At 51.5% G+C, this 16,086-nt stretch carries 18 protein-coding genes; 14 read left to right on the top strand and 4 right to left on the bottom strand.

Features of this window, described 5'->3' with window-relative positions; translation table 11 throughout:
• Positions 1–15: 15 nt before the first annotated feature.
• The gene (pgeF, locus tag O3C79_RS00450) at positions 16–753 is read left to right on the top strand and encodes a peptidoglycan editing factor PgeF (protein WP_494384435.1); all 738 of its coding nucleotides are present in this window, start codon (positions 16–18) and stop codon (positions 751–753) included.
• Between the two features lie 57 nt (positions 754–810).
• Here pgeF and O3C79_RS00445 read toward each other — a convergent pair whose 3' ends face one another.
• The 3 genes from O3C79_RS00445 to O3C79_RS00435 form a co-directional block, all read right to left on the bottom strand.
• Positions 811–1,275 (bottom strand): YMGG-like glycine zipper-containing protein, encoded by a 465-nt coding sequence (locus O3C79_RS00445; RefSeq protein WP_494384434.1) that lies wholly within the window; start codon positions 1,273–1,275, stop codon positions 811–813.
• A gap of 143 nt (positions 1,276–1,418) precedes the next feature.
• Entirely contained in the window at positions 1,419–1,754 is a 336-nt protein-coding gene (locus tag O3C79_RS00440; protein ID WP_494384433.1) for a YMGG-like glycine zipper-containing protein, read from the bottom strand.
• Between the two features lie 183 nt (positions 1,755–1,937).
• The gene (locus O3C79_RS00435; protein ID WP_494384432.1) at positions 1,938–3,857 is read right to left on the bottom strand and encodes a PhoX family protein; all 1,920 of its coding nucleotides are present in this window, start codon (positions 3,855–3,857) and stop codon (positions 1,938–1,940) included.
• Between the two features lie 225 nt (positions 3,858–4,082).
• On the opposite strand from O3C79_RS00435, the gene clpB reads away from it, so the two are divergent.
• The 5 genes from clpB (at position 4,083) to O3C79_RS00410 (ending at position 8,926) form a co-directional block, all read left to right on the top strand.
• Positions 4,083–6,659, top strand: a complete 2,577-nt coding sequence (clpB, locus tag O3C79_RS00430) for an ATP-dependent chaperone ClpB (protein WP_076464816.1) — start codon at positions 4,083–4,085, stop codon at positions 6,657–6,659.
• Between the two features lie 137 nt (positions 6,660–6,796).
• Positions 6,797–7,057: a PA2433 domain-containing protein gene (locus O3C79_RS00425; protein ID WP_076464813.1), complete on the top strand. Its 261-nt coding sequence runs from the start codon at positions 6,797–6,799 to the stop codon at positions 7,055–7,057.
• A 352-nt stretch (positions 7,058–7,409) separates the two neighbouring features.
• Positions 7,410–7,634 (top strand): addiction module protein, encoded by a 225-nt coding sequence (locus O3C79_RS00420; RefSeq protein WP_494384431.1) that lies wholly within the window; start codon positions 7,410–7,412, stop codon positions 7,632–7,634.
• Complete coding sequence (locus O3C79_RS00415) at positions 7,631–7,924, top strand: hypothetical protein (RefSeq protein ID WP_494384430.1); 294 nt, start codon at positions 7,631–7,633, stop codon at positions 7,922–7,924. The genes O3C79_RS00420 and O3C79_RS00415 overlap by 4 nt, the downstream gene beginning before the upstream one ends.
• A 414-nt stretch (positions 7,925–8,338) precedes the next feature.
• Positions 8,339–8,926 (top strand): hypothetical protein, encoded by a 588-nt coding sequence (locus tag O3C79_RS00410; RefSeq protein WP_494384429.1) that lies wholly within the window; start codon positions 8,339–8,341, stop codon positions 8,924–8,926.
• 41 nt (positions 8,927–8,967) lie between these two features.
• Here O3C79_RS00410 and O3C79_RS00405 read toward each other — a convergent pair whose 3' ends face one another.
• On the bottom strand, positions 8,968–9,924 hold the full coding sequence (locus tag O3C79_RS00405; protein WP_494384002.1) for an IS110 family RNA-guided transposase: 957 nt from the start codon (positions 9,922–9,924) through the stop codon (positions 8,968–8,970).
• A gap of 264 nt (positions 9,925–10,188) precedes the next feature.
• Between O3C79_RS00405 and O3C79_RS00400 the strand changes: the two genes are divergently transcribed.
• From O3C79_RS00400 to O3C79_RS00365, 8 genes are all read left to right on the top strand, one after another.
• Complete coding sequence (locus O3C79_RS00400; protein ID WP_494384428.1) at positions 10,189–10,536, top strand: hypothetical protein; 348 nt, start codon at positions 10,189–10,191, stop codon at positions 10,534–10,536.
• Positions 10,537–10,645: 109 nt separating this feature from the next.
• Complete coding sequence (locus O3C79_RS00395; RefSeq protein ID WP_494384427.1) at positions 10,646–11,473, top strand: DUF4747 family protein; 828 nt, start codon at positions 10,646–10,648, stop codon at positions 11,471–11,473.
• Positions 11,470–12,267 (top strand): FRG domain-containing protein, encoded by a 798-nt coding sequence (locus tag O3C79_RS00390; protein ID WP_494384426.1) that lies wholly within the window; start codon positions 11,470–11,472, stop codon positions 12,265–12,267. The genes O3C79_RS00395 and O3C79_RS00390 overlap by 4 nt, the downstream gene beginning before the upstream one ends.
• A gap of 72 nt (positions 12,268–12,339) precedes the next feature.
• The gene (locus tag O3C79_RS00385; protein WP_494384425.1) at positions 12,340–13,338 is read left to right on the top strand and encodes a DUF4917 family protein; all 999 of its coding nucleotides are present in this window, start codon (positions 12,340–12,342) and stop codon (positions 13,336–13,338) included.
• Between the two features lie 159 nt (positions 13,339–13,497).
• Entirely contained in the window at positions 13,498–13,896 is a 399-nt protein-coding gene (locus tag O3C79_RS00380; RefSeq protein WP_494384424.1) for a GFA family protein, read from the top strand.
• Positions 13,897–14,057: 161 nt separating this feature from the next.
• Positions 14,058–14,843 carry a nuclease-related domain-containing protein gene (locus tag O3C79_RS00375; RefSeq protein ID WP_494384423.1) on the top strand — a complete coding sequence of 262 codons (786 nt, stop codon included), beginning with the start codon at positions 14,058–14,060 and terminating at the stop codon, positions 14,841–14,843.
• A 62-nt stretch (positions 14,844–14,905) separates the two neighbouring features.
• A complete protein-coding gene (locus O3C79_RS00370) occupies positions 14,906–15,502 on the top strand; it encodes a YdcF family protein (RefSeq protein WP_494384422.1) in 597 nt (198 codons plus the stop codon).
• Between the two features lie 10 nt (positions 15,503–15,512).
• A complete protein-coding gene (locus O3C79_RS00365; RefSeq protein ID WP_494384421.1) occupies positions 15,513–16,046 on the top strand; it encodes a GNAT family N-acetyltransferase in 534 nt (177 codons plus the stop codon).
• The last annotated feature ends 40 nt before the right edge of the window (positions 16,047–16,086 follow it).

Below are 16,086 nucleotides of genomic sequence, written 5' to 3'. Positions count from 1 at the left end.
AACCATGAAGCCTGAATGATGAAACTGATTCGGCCACAACAGCCTCTGGCACCCGGCATTCAAGCGCTGAGCACCACCCGTGAGGGCGGTGTCAGTGCCGCCCCCTGGAACAGCCTCAACCTGGGTGATCATGTGGATGATGATCCGCTGGCCGTGGCTGAAAATCGACAGCGTCTGCAGGCCGAACTGGGTATCGCTCAGCCGCAATGGCTAACCCAGGTACATGGCGTTGCGGTGGTGGAAGCACGCAGCGATGGTCGGGTGCGAGAGGCCGATGCCTGCTGGACCCGCACCCCGGGTGTGGTCTGCACGGTGATGACCGCCGATTGCCTGCCGGTTTTGTTCGCCTCCAGTGACGGTCGTCAGGTGGCTGCGGCCCATGCCGGCTGGCGCGGACTGCTCAACGGCGTGCTGGAAGCGACCCTGGCCAGTTTTGATGACCCGGCCGAGGTATGTGCCTGGTTCGGGCCGGCGATTGGTCCGCTGGCGTTTGAAGTGGGGCCGGAAGTACGTGCCGCCTTTATGGCGCGAGATGCCGAAGCTGAGGCGGCGTTCAAACCCTCACCGACTCATGATGACCGCTGGCTGGCGGATCTCTATCTGTTGGCGCAGCAGCGCCTCAAGGCTGCGGGTATTCAGTCGGTCAGTGGCGGAGAGCATTGCACCTTCACCGAACAGCAAGACTTCTTCTCCTACCGCCGTGATGGTCGCACCGGCCGCATGGCCAGTCTGATCTGGATCGAACCGGCATAAAAAAGGCCCGGCCTCTTCAATTGAGAGCCGGGCCCTGTTCCACCTGCTCAGACAGCGTCAATGACGCCAGTGACGATCGCGCTCGTGGCGGTCGTGTTTGTGCCAGTGCTTGTGCTGCTTGTAACGCTTCTTGTAGTGCTTGTTGTGAAAGTGGCCATGTCGGTCGGGCTTGTCATAGCGTTTGACCAGAATCGTACGTCGACCTTCCGGGTAGTAATGCCGCTCAATCACCTGCACACGGCGGTGGCGATCATGGCGGTAGCGGTCGCGATCCGAGTGTCGATAGCGGTCTGAATAACGGTGGCGGTCTGAATCACCCTCCGCACCAATGGCTGCACCGACTGCCGCGCCGATCCCTGAGCCGACCACTGCACCATCACGACCACCCAGTTCGGAGCCAACCGCACTGCCGATAGCACCGCCAATGGCGGCACCGAGAATGGCTTCGCCGTTCAGATCGCGTGCCATTGCAGAGGCAGGCAGCAGGGCGGCCAGTACCAGTGTCAGAATATACCTGTTCATAAGGACTCTCCTCGTTATTGTACGGTCGATCGTCCCAGTCCGGCCGTTGGGGTACAGTCCCATAAGACACCCGTGCAGCTGAATTCAATCTTAAATTCCGCGCAGGTCTCTGCTCGCCAGCGGTAAAGTTATGTAAAGCCGAATCAGCAGCGGCCCTTCTTGGCTTGCCCCGGTGGGCAGAAGCTGGAGTGGTTATGTCGCTCACGGCGATAACCGTCATGATAGCGGCGATCATCTCGGTCGTAGTAACGGCGGTCCCGGCCGTCATCATGGTCGCGTGTATTCACGGAGGTGCCCACAGCCGCACCTATGCCGGAGCCGACAATAGCGCCTTCACGTCCGCCCAGTTCGGCACCCACGGCACCGCCCAGGGCACCACCAATGGCGCCACCAATGGCCGAGTCAATTGTCAGGTCATCCGCAGAGGCAAAACCTGGCAGCAGTGCCAGCGTCGCAATCGCGATGGTCATCTTGTTCATATCAGTCCTCCTGCCCACAGGGGCGTTTCATGCATTACATGAGACACCAGTGCGACTGAATCTGATCTGAAAATGCACAACAGAAAGGGAAAGAAGGGCGTTGGGAAGAGGGGGCGTCGGCCCCGGAAAAACAAAACGGGGGCGGCCCGACTGGACAGCCCCCGTTTGCGCTTAGCGGGTGAATCAGGCGCCGATGATGCCGCCGTCTTCACGCTGTACCACCATGATGGTGGAACGCGGTTTGCTGTTGCCACCCGCCGGGAAGTGCGACGGCGCGCCTTTCTCACCCGGGTGCTGAACGCCGATAAACACGGTGCGCTGGTCCGGTGAGAAGGTCAGGCCGGTGATTTCACAGGCGATGGGGCCGGTGGCAAAGCGACGGATTTCGCCGGTTTCCGGGTCGGCGCACAGCATCTGGTTGTTGCCCATGCCGGCAAACTCACCTTCGTTGCTGTACTTGCCGTCGGTCTGGATCCACAGGCGACCGGTCTTGTCGAAACCGATACCGTCCGGGCTGTTGAACATATTGTCGGCATTGATGTTATCGCTGCCGGCGTACAGGCCTTCAGCCACGGTCGGGTTACCGGCGATGGCGAACAGGTCCCAGTCAAAGCGGCTGTCGGTGTGGTCACCGTTGTGCGGCCACCAGCGCAGGATCTGGCCATAGTTGTTCTTGGCACGCGGGTTGGGGCCGCCCACCGGCTGGCCTTCCTTGCCACGGTTCTTGTTGTTGGTCAGGGTGCAGAACACGGCCTTGTTGTCCGGGTGTACGGCCACCCATTCCGGACGGTCCATGGTGGTCGCGCCCACCTGAGTGGCGGCTTCACGGGCGAAGATCAGCACTTCCGCCTGGTCGGCAAAGCCGTTGGCAGCGGTCAGGCCGTTCTTGCCGTGGGTCAGCTCGACCCATTCACCCTGACCCTTGATCTCGCCATCGTTGGCGCTGAAACGGGCCACGTACAGGGTGCCTTCTTCCAGCAGGTCGCGGTTGGCGGCCTTGTCGTTGGCGTTGTATTTGGCCTTGGAGACGAACTTGTACAGGTGCTCACCGCGCTCGTCATCGCCCAGGTACACGACCACGTGGCCGTTGTTGTCGATGGTCAGGGCAGCATTCTCATGCTTGAAACGGCCCAGTGCGGTACGTTTTTTCGGCGTGGCGTTCGGGTCCATCGGATCGATCTCGACCACCCAGCCGAAACGGTGCGGTTCGTTCGGGTGCTTGCTCAGGTCGAAACGCTCATCGTGACGGTACCACTGGTAATCACGGTTGCCGGATTTCAGGCCGTAGCGCTTGTCGCGTGCCGGCAGTTCAACATCGAAATCATCTTCCGGTGAAGCGAAGTACTTGTGGAAGTTTTCTTCACAGGTGAGGTAGGTGCCCCAGGGCGTTTCGCCGTTGGCGCAGTTGTTGAATGTACCCAGCGCACGAGTGCCCTTGGTATCGGCGGCGGTCTGCATCAACGCGTGGCCGGCAGCCGGGCCGGTCAGGTCCATCGGCGTGTAGGCGGTGATACGGCGGTTGTAATCGGAGGCCGGATCAACCTGCCACTCGCCCTTGGCGTTACGGCGGATTTCGAAGATGGACACACCGTGGGCCGCCTGGGATTTCTTCACTTCATCGGCGGTCAGGTCCTGCTTGCCACCGTGGGCAAACAGGTATTCCTGGTTGGTGTATTCGTTGTTAACGGCCAGCAGCGCGCGGTCTTCGGACAGCGGGAACAGGCTCATGCCGTCGGTGTTGTCACCGAACTGGCCGGCCTGGGCCGCGGCATTCTGGGTACCGGATTCATCAAACGCCGGAGCGCCCTTGATGATCGGGTCGCCCCAGGAGATCAGCGGCTTGGCCACATAGCCTTCGGGCACGACAAAGCTATCGGCAGTGCTGGCGGCAACGGCCTTGAAGCCCATCAGTTTGCTGGATTCAGAGCGGGTTGCAGCGGCTACAGCCTGAGCCAGCGGGCTGGCGGCCAGGAACAGTCCCATGGCAGCAGCACCGCCACGCAGGAAGTTACGACGGCTGACGCCCTTGGCCGTCATACGGTCGAAATCAGTCTGTTCCAGTTCCGGATGGTCTTCGGGGTCAAAGCGGTCGTTCTGGTTCATGGTCGGGTCCTGTAATGAGTATGGCAAAACAAACAGAACAGCTTTGTATCAGTATGACATGACAGGAATACGACAGCCCGGTATTGAATCAGTTGATGCTAATTTAATCAGCCCGGTGACTTGAAGCATTTGTGAATGCCCCTATCTATAGTGGTAACAGAAACTGCCGATCCGTCTGACTGCGTGTGTCGGACCCACGGCACAGAGAGATCCACAGGAGACCTCATGCGACCCGACAAATTTACCTCACGACTTCAAGAGGCCCTGTCCGATGCCCAGTCGTTGGCGATCGGCAAGGACCACAACATGATGGAGCCGATCCACCTGCTGGCAGCCTTCCTGCAACAGCAGAACGGTTCCGTTGCACCCCTGCTGCGTCAGGCCGGTGCCGACCGCATGACACTCACCGCCAAGGTGGGTGAAGCGCTGGACAAACTGCCGGTAGTGAGCAGCCCGGATGGTGAAATCCGTCTGTCCCAGAACATGGCGCGTCTGTTCAACCTGACCGACAAGCTGGCGCAGCAGCGCGGCGACCAGTACATCGCCAGCGAGCTGATCCTGCTGGCCATGCTGGATGACAAGAGCGATGCCGGCAAGGTGCTGAAAGACTGCGGTGTGAATCGCCAGTCACTGGAAAACGCCATCAACAACATGCGCGGAGGCGACAGCGTGGACGACCCCAATGCGGAAGAAACCCGTCAGGCGTTGGATAAATACTGTATCGACATGACCGAGCGCGCCGAGTCCGGCAAGCTGGACCCGGTGATCGGCCGTGACGACGAAATCCGCCGTACCATCCAGGTCCTGCAGCGTCGTACCAAGAACAACCCGGTGCTGATCGGTGAACCCGGTGTGGGTAAAACCGCCATCGTTGAAGGGCTGGCGCAGCGTATCGTCAACGGCGAAGTGCCCGAAGGCCTCAAGCGCAAGAAAGTGCTGTCGCTGGATATGGGCGCTCTGATTGCCGGTGCCAAGTTCCGTGGCGAGTTCGAGGAGCGCCTGAAAGCGGTGCTGAACGAGTTGGCCAAGCAGGAAGGACAGATCATTCTGTTCATCGACGAGCTGCACACCATGGTTGGCGCCGGTAAGGGTGAGGGGGCCATGGATGCGGGCAACATGCTCAAGCCGGCACTGGCGCGTGGCGAACTGCACTGCGTGGGTGCCACCACGCTGGACGAATACCGCCAGTACGTGGAAAAAGATGCCGCCCTGGAACGTCGTTTCCAGAAGGTGATCGTGGACGAGCCGAGCGAAGAAGACACTATCGCCATTCTGCGTGGCCTCAAGGAGCGCTACGAGATTCACCACGGCGTGGATATCACCGACTCCGCCATTATCGCAGCGGCCAAACTGAGTCAGCGTTACATCACCGACCGTCAGCTGCCGGACAAGGCGATCGATCTGGTGGACGAAGCCGGTTCCCGTATCCGCATGGAGATGGACTCCAAGCCGGAAGAGATGGACCGCCTCGACCGTCGTCTGATCCAGCTGAAAATGGAACGCGAAGCGCTGAAGAAAGAGAAAGACGAAGCCACCCGCAAGCGTCTGGCCGAACTGGAACAGACCATCAGCACGCTGGAGAAAGAGTACGCCGACTTCGAAGAGGTGTGGAAAGCCGAGAAAGCTAGCGTACAGGGCTCGCAGCAGATCAAAGAACAGCTTGATCAGGCCCGCGTCGAGATGGAGCAGGCCCGCCGTGCCGGTGACCTGGCCAAGATGTCCGAGCTGCAGTACGGCAAGATTCCGGAGCTGGAAAAACAGGTTCAGGCGGCCGACAGCAGCGCCCAGCAGGTGGAAGAACATCAGCTGCTGCGCAACAAGGTAACCGAAGAGGAAGTGGCCGAAGTCGTGTCCCGCTGGACCGGCATTCCGGTCAACAAGATGCTGGAAGGCGAACGCGAAAAACTGCTGCGCATGGAAGAAGCGCTGCACAAACGCGTGGTAGGCCAGAGCGAAGCGGTAGTGGCCGTGTCCAACGCTGTTCGCCGTTCCCGCGCCGGTCTGTCGGACCCCAACCGTCCCAACGGTTCTTTCCTGTTCCTCGGCCCGACCGGGGTGGGTAAAACCGAGCTGTGTAAAACCCTGGCCAGCTTCCTGTTTGATACCGAGGAAGCGCTGGTGCGCATCGACATGTCCGAGTTCATGGAAAAACACTCGGTCGCCCGTCTGATCGGTGCACCTCCGGGCTACGTGGGTTACGAAGAGGGCGGTTACCTGACCGAAGCCGTGCGCCGCAAGCCGTACTCGGTGCTGCTGCTGGATGAGGTGGAAAAAGCGCATCCGGATGTGTTCAACATCCTGCTGCAGGTGCTGGAAGATGGTCGTCTGACCGATGGTCAGGGCCGTACCGTAGACTTCCGCAACACCATTGTGGTGATGACCTCCAACCTGGGGTCTGACCTGATCCAGAACTACAGCGATGATGACGACTACAACCTGATGAAGTCGGCGGTGATGGAAGCCGTGGGCACCCACTTCCGTCCCGAGGTGATCAACCGTATCGACGAGGTAGTGGTGTTCCACAGCCTGCGCAAGGAACAGGTGGCCGGTATTGCCGAGATCCAGCTGGAACGTCTGCGTCGCCGTCTGGCCGAGCGTGAGTTGACCATCAAACTGACAAGCACCGCCATGGATAAACTGGTGGAAGTGGGCTTCGAGCCGATCTACGGCGCCCGTCCGCTGAAGCGTGCGATTCAGCAGTGGATTGAGAACCCGCTGGCGCAGCGGTTGCTGGCTGGGGAATACGAGCCGGAGACTGAGATTGTGGTGGATGTTGAAGCAGGGGAATTCGTGTTCCGTTAATGCGTAGCTGACTTTTCCACCTGCTTGAACGAAAGAGCCTGCCGGGGAACCGGTGGGCTCTTTTTGTTTAGCGCTTTGGCCTGGAGTAACTGAACTATACTCAGACCGTTGAATATCACTCGAAAGAGAGGTGGGTCATGTCCAGATTAAAAACCATGTGCGTGACGGCGCTGTTGGCGTCAACGCTGTCGGCAACCGCTTTGGCAGGCCACTGCCCCATGGACGGCAAAGCGATAGAAAACGGACTCGCCAACATCAAGGTCAGCGATGAGGTACGCACTCAGGTGATGCAGCTGCACGATGAAGGTATGGCAGCGCACAAGGCCGGTGATCACTCGGGAGCCGAGAAGAAACTCGCCGAGGCGATGCGGATGTTATTGAACGCCAGTGCCATGTAAGTAATGCCTGGTGTCAGAGCTAAAGCCTGCTGAGAGATCGGTGGGCTTTTTCTTTTTTGGGAGACGTGTTCATTTTCTTTGCGTGCCCAAAGAAAACGAACCAAAAGAAAGGGCACCCCCGCGGAGCAGGCCTTCGGCTCCCCTGTGCTTCTCGTCCAGTCGGAGCGGCTGAACAACTCGGCGCTTCGCGCCTCAGACATTTCAGCCACTGATCCCGACTGGTCTGCGATGCTCGGCTGCTCCGAGGGGGAGGAGTAGGTGCCAGTAGTAAGTTTGTAGGGTGTTTTTTGTTCGTGGCGTCTGGTTGGTATACGTGCCAAAATTGTTCGATATGTGTACAAGAGGTTTGTCTATGAACTTCCAGCAAATTGAAGATGAAGCGCTGCATCTTTCAAAGGAAGAGCGCGCCCAGTTAGTTCAGAAGCTGGTGCTCAGCCTTGAATCACCCTCGGAAGAGGATCTCAAAGCTGATTGGTTGCTAGAAGCCCGGCGCAGAGCAGAAGAGTTGAATAATGGCTCGGTCCAGGCGGTGTCTGCTGATGAGGTTATGAGAAAGGCCAGAGCACTGATTAAATGAACTATACCTTTCACCCGGCAGCGGAAGCCGAGTTACTGGAGTCAGTCGGTTACTATGAATCGAAAGTCTCTGGTTTGGGTGGTGCCTTGATAGAGGAGTTTGAGGCCCTGGCCCGTCTGATTGGTCAGTCCCCCAAAGGCTGGCAGATACAATTGCAGCCCGATATCCGCAGCGCGCCCCTTCATCGATTTCCCCTGTCTATCATCTACCGCGAGACGGCTGGTGAATTTCAGATTCTGGCCATCGCCCACCACCGTCGTCGCCCGCAATACTGGCTTGGCAGGCTTTAACTATCTGCGCCTTGAACGCCCAGTTGGGGATTTTACTTAGGTTGGGTGGTCAGTCGCAGAGTCACTGGCTATAGTGTTGGGAATGGATGACAGGGAGTACCCTGCTGATTATGGGTTCGAGCACGGTTGCGGTCAGCATGTAATGAAGGAGTATTAGGGATGGTTTCACCTCTTCACGTTTTACCTCTGATGTTCTTCTCGTTGCCTGTGCCGGTCGTACCTGCTGAGCGGTTCCCTGTCGAGCGGATATACCTTTTTGTCGGTTCTATGAAAATTAAAACCTTATCTATCAATGGGCTGCATGGCACGAAAGGAATTTAAAGGTATACCCGCTAATAATTATTACGAGGTCGCAGACCTCATTAACAGGCTGTTAGAAGCTTAACCTCTCATCACATAACTCTATCGAAAGCCATGAATAAAAAAATCATATTAAATTTGAAGAAAGGACTACAAGTAGTAATAGCTATTGGAGGGGTTGTTGGCGCAATTCTAGGTTCAATACAGCTTTATGATTATTTTAACAAAGAAAAAATCGTAGAATATAAAAAATCATATATTCCACTTGTATATACAGAAGTAAATGAATTCAGAAATTTCTTAGAGCAGAATATTAATAAAAAAGTTAGATTTGAAACACAATTTAGCTTTGACGCTGTTTTAGCAGAAAATACTTTAGTCCATGAGGTTTGTGATTATGAGGCACTATTTGAAGTGATAAGAAGTTCGCCTGAAAAAATTTCAAAAACTGATATTGGACTAATGGAATTTAAAAAGGACTACTTTTCTATAAAGGAAGCTAATTACCAAGATAAAGAGATTCAAAATTACAGGTATATATCCTGCCTAGACACTATTAGAATCTCCATGAAGGAACCAGAAAGACTTAGGTTTAGCTATGGTGGCACAGGTACAATCTCACTACCCTTTACAGGGTTGTTTATCATAGAAGCCAGAGCATTTAGTGGACCGCGCATAGAATATACACTCAGAGAATTATAAAATCGCTTCTAACAAGTGACTGTGGTGTCCAGCATAAATAATCAGGCTGTTTTATGACGCCAAAGCTCTTCGTTTTTGAGCATGGTATTTAGCACTACAATGAGCTTGCGCATGCAGGCGATGATCGCCACTTTGGGCAGCTTACCCTCAGACTTCAGGTGTTCATAAAAGCGCTTGAAGACGGGGTTACATTGGATGGATGACAGCATCGCCATGAACATGACCGTGCGGATACGGTGACGGCCTCCGCGAATACGCCGTTTGCCATTCCAGGTGCCGCTTTCTCGGTTCATGGGTGCGACACCGACGAGTGCGGCGATCTCTTTACGGTTGAGCTTACCGAGCTCCGGAAGCTCGCTGAGCAAGGTGTACGCGAGGACTTTACCGACACCAGGCACGCTGGTCAGGATCTCGGTTTTGGTACGCCAATGCTTGACCTGCATAACGGCTTCATCGATCTGTTTGGTGATAGTCTTTATCTGAGTTTCAAGTGAGCGTAGCAATGTTTTGATAGAGCGGTGCAGGGCTTTGGGCAAGATCTGGAGGCGGTTTTTCTCCATGGTCTGCATTTCAAGCAGCTGGCTACGCCGAATGAGTAAGTCCTTGATCAGGCGGGATTGTTTGTCGGGTATAGGTTTAATATCAGGCTGTATGGTTGCGGCAAAACGGGCGATGACACTGGCATCAATCTTATCCGTTTTAGCCAGTACGCCGATGGCCTGGGCGTAGCGCCTGATGCTGACAGGATTGACCACGACAATGGGCAGGTTTGCCTGGTCACAAGCAAACACGAATGCATGTTCATGGCGGCCCGTGGCTTCCGTGACAATGCGTGTGACATTTTGGGATTTAAGGATCTGAACGATCTTACGGATAGACGTTTCTTCGTTCGGGATTTGGAAATGGAGGTCCAGCGGATGCAGGACGATATCGAGTGTGGATTTACCGACGTCAACGCCGACGTTGATTTCAATTTGGCTTTCTGTGTGTATGGTCATAAGCTAACTCTGCCTTGCTATGCGGGCTCGGGGCCCCGATGACTGTTCGAGTTATCGCTAACGAGTCATGCAGCGCTACCCACTTGTTATCGGTCTCTCGCAAGAGGAGCCGTCGCTCAATCGAGCTGCTGCATGAAGGCCCTCAATGGCCGTTGAGGGTGGGTCCCAATTTACCCGGAAAACACACGGAATTATCCATACAAGTGGTTCCAGGTGACGCCTACGGCGCACCTGAACCAAGCGTTATGCATTACATAGAGAGGTATGGAATTGAATCCAACCATAGCTAGAAAAATACTGGATTCATCTCCGGTTGTTATTTTTAGAGATGAACGCGAAAAGCTTTCTTGTTTTCAAACGAGGTCAGGGCGTGAGTTAGCTCTCATAGAAGAAAATAAAAGTAAAGTATCAGTTTATCTTGAGGTTTACCCTATGTATCTCGCAGAGGCGGTGATGGAGAAAGTGTATGAGCCTACCTCTGAAAATGAGGGCCGACATTCAAATTTGCAATACATCAGCACTAAGCTAGGGCATTCAGATCGTATCTATAAAATGCACATCCAATCCGAAGAGGCTTTAGAAAAGCTTCTTCATTGGTATCAATATGCATAACAAACCGCCAAATTCGTTCCGGCCACAAAAAAGAGGCCTCCACCGGACAGCCTACGCTGCGCTTAGCGGGGCGTTAAATTGCATTCATAGATCACAAGGAGAATGAGCATTGGGGACTCGTGAATATCACTTATACAGGGCAAAGTTTATAAAGCCTTCTCAGATACCATTATTGGCCGATAACCAATCCTCAAGGGATATATTTCTCAAATCTATACATGACAAGCCAGAATATACTTTATCAAGCGGAAGTGAGTGGCACATCGGAAATGTGAAACTTTTTGATGATTTTTCAGGATCTTTCGCTGTAGGTAGAACTACAAAGACGACGGTTGAGAAATTCGACAAGGAATCAGGTGATTTTATTGATGAATTGGATGACTCGGGGCCGTATACGGTTGTTATTTTTGATGCAAGGATTGGGCTTATTGGTATAGCAAAGAAGTCTAAGTTGGCGCCCAATGCTTCAAGTATTGCAAGAAGAATAAAAGACCTTCTTTCTACAACCAAAACAGTAATCGATACTGGAGTTGATGTCAGAATTGATATCATACCCGACCCAGAAGACTTTCTAGATAAGCTACGAGGCGCTTATTCAATACGAAAGTTTCGGGCAACATTTACTGGGCCAAATCCTGTTGATGCTGATGAGCTTTTTCAAAAGCCCTTATCTGTTTATGCACAAAGCATGGGAGCATCATCAGGAACTCTTGAAGTGATCGGAGAAGCATTAAATGAAGAAGTTGCCGAATCTGTAGCTAAATCTACCGCAGCCACTGGTAATACAGCTTCTGCTAGGGTTGTTACTTCAAAGGGGAATAAGCCTAAAAATATAAAAATGAAAGGCGATGCGGTTGTAGTGACTGTTGCAGAGGAAGCAACAAACACTCAGGTTTTAGAACAAATGCATGAAGAGTATACGAGGGTTAGAGGGTGATTTCAGAAATAAAAATCAAAGACTCTGAAGACCTGATCCGTTCTATGAATGAACTGCCGAATAGTTTCATCTATAGAGGGCACGCAGATTCAAACTGGAAGCTTGAGTCAACACTAGAGCGTACTATAGGTGATAAATGGTGTAGTGCACTAGCCAGCAAATTTGAAGATCACTACCTTAACTTATTCAAATCAAAATACCATATTTATAATGGCGATGAGCATGAGCCAAAGAGCAAGCTTGCTTGGTTGTCAGTAATGCAACACTACGGAGCACCGACACGGCTAATAGACTTTACAGAAAGTCCGTATGTTGCTTTGTATTTCGCACTAGAAGCCTATAATCCGCTTCTTAAGAATGATTTAGCTATTTATGCTCTAGACTACAGTTCAATCATGGATGAGTCGTTAGCATATATTTCGAGACGTGACTCTACATTTAAAAAGACGAGGCATGAAATCATCGGGAAGCAAGATGAGTTGTTTGATGATGTAGTTGATAGGTTCTCTTATGAAGTTGTTTGGATTACAGAACCATTAGAGCTGAATGCGAGAATAGATAGGCAGTCAGGAACATTTTTAATTTCCGGTGATAAGGAAAAACGAATTGAAGAACTTCTTTCTAGTGATATGTATAAAAATGTTCGTTTATTGAAATTTGTTGTTCCATATACAATTTATGAAAACATATATGCTCTTCTTAGAAAAATGAACATAAATGCAAAAACTATATACGGTGACCTGGCTGGTTTGGCTAAGTCAATTAAGATGGATATGCAGGTACATGCAATTTAAAAAGCCAAAGAACTCGGACGTCGCTACGGGCCGCCGGCGTTTGAGGCGTTAAGCGTCAGGGAGTATTGAGGATTGTCGTACAAAATTTATAAATGGAAAGACATTGAAAAAGATTATGGCGGAGCCATTCTTTTAGGCAATGGCGCTAGTATCGCGGTTGACTCAGGCTTCTCGTATGGCTCGCTAAAGCAGCATGCAACAGATAATGGGTTGCTCACCGAAGACGTGCAAAATATCTTTGATTTCTTCCATACCGAAGATTTTGAACTGATTCTAAGGATCGTGTGGCAAGCTACAAATGTGAATAAGTCTCTCGAAATACACGATGAAAAAACAGAGCAGGCATATTCTCATGTTAGAGACTGTTTGATAGCAGCTGTAAGAGATATTCATCCAGAGCATGAAGTTGTCTCCGATAAAATTTCAATAATTTATGAGTTTCTTAAGGGTTTCAAAACGATAATATCATTAAACTACGATCTAATAGTCTATTGGGCAATGATGTATGGTTTAGATATCGATGATAAACATGCCTTTAAGGATTGCTTTTTTGGTGCTGAATTTGATGATGATTGGCAGCGTTTTAGAGAGCCTATTAGGAATCAGAAAACTTGCTCGCTTGTTTTTTATCCACACGGAAATCTTATACTGGCAAGAGATAAGATTGAAAATGAAAAGAAAATATCCTCTGACGGGCTGAGCTTGCTAGAGGGTATTTTATCTAAGTGGAAAAAAGGTAGCTACGTTCCACTATTTGTCAGTGAGGGAACATCTGAGCAAAAAGTTAAATCCATCCATAGTAGCTACTATCTTAATACCGTATATCGTGAGGTGTTGCCAAGTTTGCCCGCTGATATTGTGATTTATGGCTGGGGATTAGGAGAGCATGATTTTCATATTGTTGATAGGATAGCTAAATCAGATGTCAAGAAAATAGCTGTTTCTGTTTTTGGTAATGACCAAGCTTTTTGTAATAGGGTGAACCAAATCCTTATGGATAAACTTGGAAACAAATGTGAGGTTATATTCTTTGATTGTCAGAGTAATGGTTGCTGGAGCAACGGCGCTTAACAAACGCATATTGTCGTACTTATTTTCCGCTTCGCTATAAACAAGTCGCAAATGCGGGCGTTAAGCATCCGATTTACCCACGAAGAGTAGACACCTTCTATAGTTAGGTCGACTTACTTCGATTTTGCGAAACGCCACCAATCTAATATGGAAAATTTCATGAAAGGAAAATGCTTGTGCGGTTCTATTGAGGTCGTTGCGGATACCCACGCTAAAATTGGGCTCTGCCACTGCTCAATGTGCAGACGTTGGTCTGGCGGTCCCATGTTTGCTGTTCATTGTGGTGCGAACGTCGCGTTCAAAGGAAGCGAGCCAGCAACCTACCAGTCTTCCGACTGGGCGGAGCGTGGCTTTTGCTCTCAGTGTGGGACACATCTCTTCTATCATCTGTTGCCCAGTAATGAGTACATTCTGCCCGCTGGATTGTTCCAGGACGAGCAATTCGAGCTGGACAGTCAGATCTTTATTGATGAGAAGCCGTCGTTTTACGAGTTGAAGAACCAGACAAAGAATATGACAAGGCAAGAAGTATTCGAGCTTTTTGCTTCAAAAGAATAAGGTCTGTTGCTGACCTTCTTCCGCATGCTTGTGTGATCGGGCTGGGGCTTCTAATAGAGCATGCCTGAGAACGGTGTATCTGGAATGCTGGTTAGTTGGAAGTGAAGTAATAGAACACGCTTATAGTCAGGCTGTCTCCTGACAGGGAAAGGATTATCGAAATGGATTTTACCTTACTGGTTACCCAGTTATTCACTGGTTTCTGGTATCTAATACCGCTTTTCATACTGGCAGTAGTCATCAAGTCGCCCTGGTTCAAAGGCGTCATGGGCGAATTCCTCGTCAATTTTTCAACCAGACACTTCCTGGATAAAGACACCTATCGGCTGATCAAGAACGTCACCCTTCCTTCTGGAGAGGGTACTACGCAGATTGATCATGTGATTGTGTCGATGTACGGCGTATTCGTCGTTGAGACGAAGAACATGAAAGGCTGGATTTTTGGTGGTACTAATCAGAAGCAGTGGACGCAGAAGATCTTCAAGCATTCGCAAAAGTTTCAGAACCCGCTGCATCAAAACTACAAGCATGTGAAAGCCCTGCAGGAATTGCTGGGGCTGGAGAGCGATCAGTTACATTCTGTGGTGGTGTTTGTCGGGGACAGTACCTTCAAAACCCCGATGCCGGATAACGTCACCCGTGGTTTGGGCTATGTGAAGTACATCAAATCCAGGACTGAACCGCTGCTGTCTGAGGAGCAGGTGGCCATGATTGTTCAGCAGATAGAATCAGGACGATATCCACGCACCTTTGCTACCCACCGTCAGCATGTGAAACACGTTAAAAGCATTGTTGAAGCTAAAGAGGCTAAGGACGATTCGGTTGCCTGTCCCAAGTGCGGCAGTGAGATGGTGCTACGAGAGGCCAAACGAGGTGAGAACAAAGGTCAGCAGTTCTGGGGCTGCTCGAAGTTTCCTTCTTGCCGTGGGGTGATCAAAGTTGGTTGATTTGTTGTGCCGATATTTCGCAAGCTCCCCGCTCTTGATTCACGTACTGCCAAGGATGGGTAATGAAGAAAATTGTTACGCTGTTATGCGTTGTAATAATCGCATACCCGCTATATGTGATGTCATCGGTCTACCTCTATTCGTTCGAGTCCACTGATGCGAGGGCTGATGCTGCGATTGTATTGGGGGCTGCTGTTTGGGGTGGCGATCCCTCGCCTGTGTTTGAAGAACGAATTAAGCACTCAATCAAACTGCACAGTGAAAATCAGGTATCTACGCTTATTTTTACCGGTGGTGTGGGAGATGGTGACACGCACTCAGAAGCAGCGGTGGCAAGGACGTATGCAATCAAACAAGGTATTCCAGCGGACCAAATCCTGATTGAAGACAAGTCCACCATCACGCGTGAAAACCTGGTGTTTGCCAATGAGCTTTTGTCCTTACACCAGATTGAGACTGTACTGCTGGTCAGTGACCCTCTTCATATGAAACGTGCGATGACGATGGCTGAGGATATCGGCCTGCATGCCTTGCCATCACCTACAACGACCAGTCGCTACAAGAGTTTCAGCTCAAAGGCGAAAATGCTTCTATCTGAAAGTTACTATTTCATCGGTTATCAACTCGGTAAGCTGACGCTAGTCTTTGGCACTGAATAAGGAGATCAACGTGCAACTGTTCGAAACGGAAAGGCTGATCGTCAGGTCCTTAAATCATGAAGATGTCCCTGCACTGACAGAAATACTCAGTGACCCGGAGGTGATGAAGTACTCACTTCGTGGTGTCTGCGATGAAGAGGCTACGCGTCAATTCATAGACTGGTGCCTCCAGTGTTACGAATCCTATGGCGTCGGGCCTTGGGCGCTGATTGAGAAGGGAACAGGTACGTTGATAGGCTTCTGTGGAGTAGGCCCTGAGCTTGTGGATGAAGTAGAGGAAATCAATCTGGGCTACCGGTTGGCGCAACGATACTGGAATCAGGGTTTTGCCACTGAGGCGGCGCAGGGTGTTATGCGATATGCCTTTGAGCAAAAGCACTCCGAGTCGGTGGTGGTCATCATCGAACCCGAGCACCTGGCGTCTGTGCGTGTCACCGAAAAATCGGGGTTCAGGGATTACTGCACGCAAGAGTTTCACGGCAGGCCTGTGCGTATTTATCGTATGTCTCGTGAAGGCTGGGAACAGCATTGCCAGAGTGATTAGTGTGCCAGGTGATCTCTTTCATGTTTTATGAAGCTTCGGG

The sequence above is a fragment of the Marinobacterium sp. NO-S09 genome, from assembly GCF_059179545.1.
Note: the sequence above shows the minus strand (reverse complement) of the source record. Positions and strands in the feature narration are given on the sequence as shown.

Bases quoted from the DNA above. Each gene is read 5' to 3' on its own strand.
- pgeF (WP_494384435.1), top strand. From the start codon at position 16: ATGATGAAACTGATTCGGCCACAACAGCCTCTGGCACCCGGCATTCAA.
- O3C79_RS00445 (WP_494384434.1), bottom strand. From the start codon at position 1,275: ATGAACAGGTATATTCTGACACTGGTACTGGCCGCCCTGCTGCCTGCC.
- O3C79_RS00440 (WP_494384433.1), bottom strand. From the start codon at position 1,754: ATGAACAAGATGACCATCGCGATTGCGACGCTGGCACTGCTGCCAGGT.
- O3C79_RS00435 (WP_494384432.1), bottom strand. From the start codon at position 3,857: ATGAACCAGAACGACCGCTTTGACCCCGAAGACCATCCGGAACTGGAA.
- clpB (WP_076464816.1), top strand. From the start codon at position 4,083: ATGCGACCCGACAAATTTACCTCACGACTTCAAGAGGCCCTGTCCGAT.
- O3C79_RS00425 (WP_076464813.1), top strand. From the start codon at position 6,797: ATGTCCAGATTAAAAACCATGTGCGTGACGGCGCTGTTGGCGTCAACG.
- O3C79_RS00420 (WP_494384431.1), top strand. From the start codon at position 7,410: ATGAACTTCCAGCAAATTGAAGATGAAGCGCTGCATCTTTCAAAGGAA.
- O3C79_RS00415 (WP_494384430.1), top strand. From the start codon at position 7,631: ATGAACTATACCTTTCACCCGGCAGCGGAAGCCGAGTTACTGGAGTCA.
- O3C79_RS00410 (WP_494384429.1), top strand. From the start codon at position 8,339: ATGAATAAAAAAATCATATTAAATTTGAAGAAAGGACTACAAGTAGTA.
- O3C79_RS00405 (WP_494384002.1), bottom strand. From the start codon at position 9,924: ATGACCATACACACAGAAAGCCAAATTGAAATCAACGTCGGCGTTGAC.
- O3C79_RS00400 (WP_494384428.1), top strand. From the start codon at position 10,189: ATGGAATTGAATCCAACCATAGCTAGAAAAATACTGGATTCATCTCCG.
- O3C79_RS00380 (WP_494384424.1), top strand. From the start codon at position 13,498: ATGAAAGGAAAATGCTTGTGCGGTTCTATTGAGGTCGTTGCGGATACC.
- O3C79_RS00375 (WP_494384423.1), top strand. From the start codon at position 14,058: ATGGATTTTACCTTACTGGTTACCCAGTTATTCACTGGTTTCTGGTAT.
- O3C79_RS00370 (WP_494384422.1), top strand. From the start codon at position 14,906: ATGAAGAAAATTGTTACGCTGTTATGCGTTGTAATAATCGCATACCCG.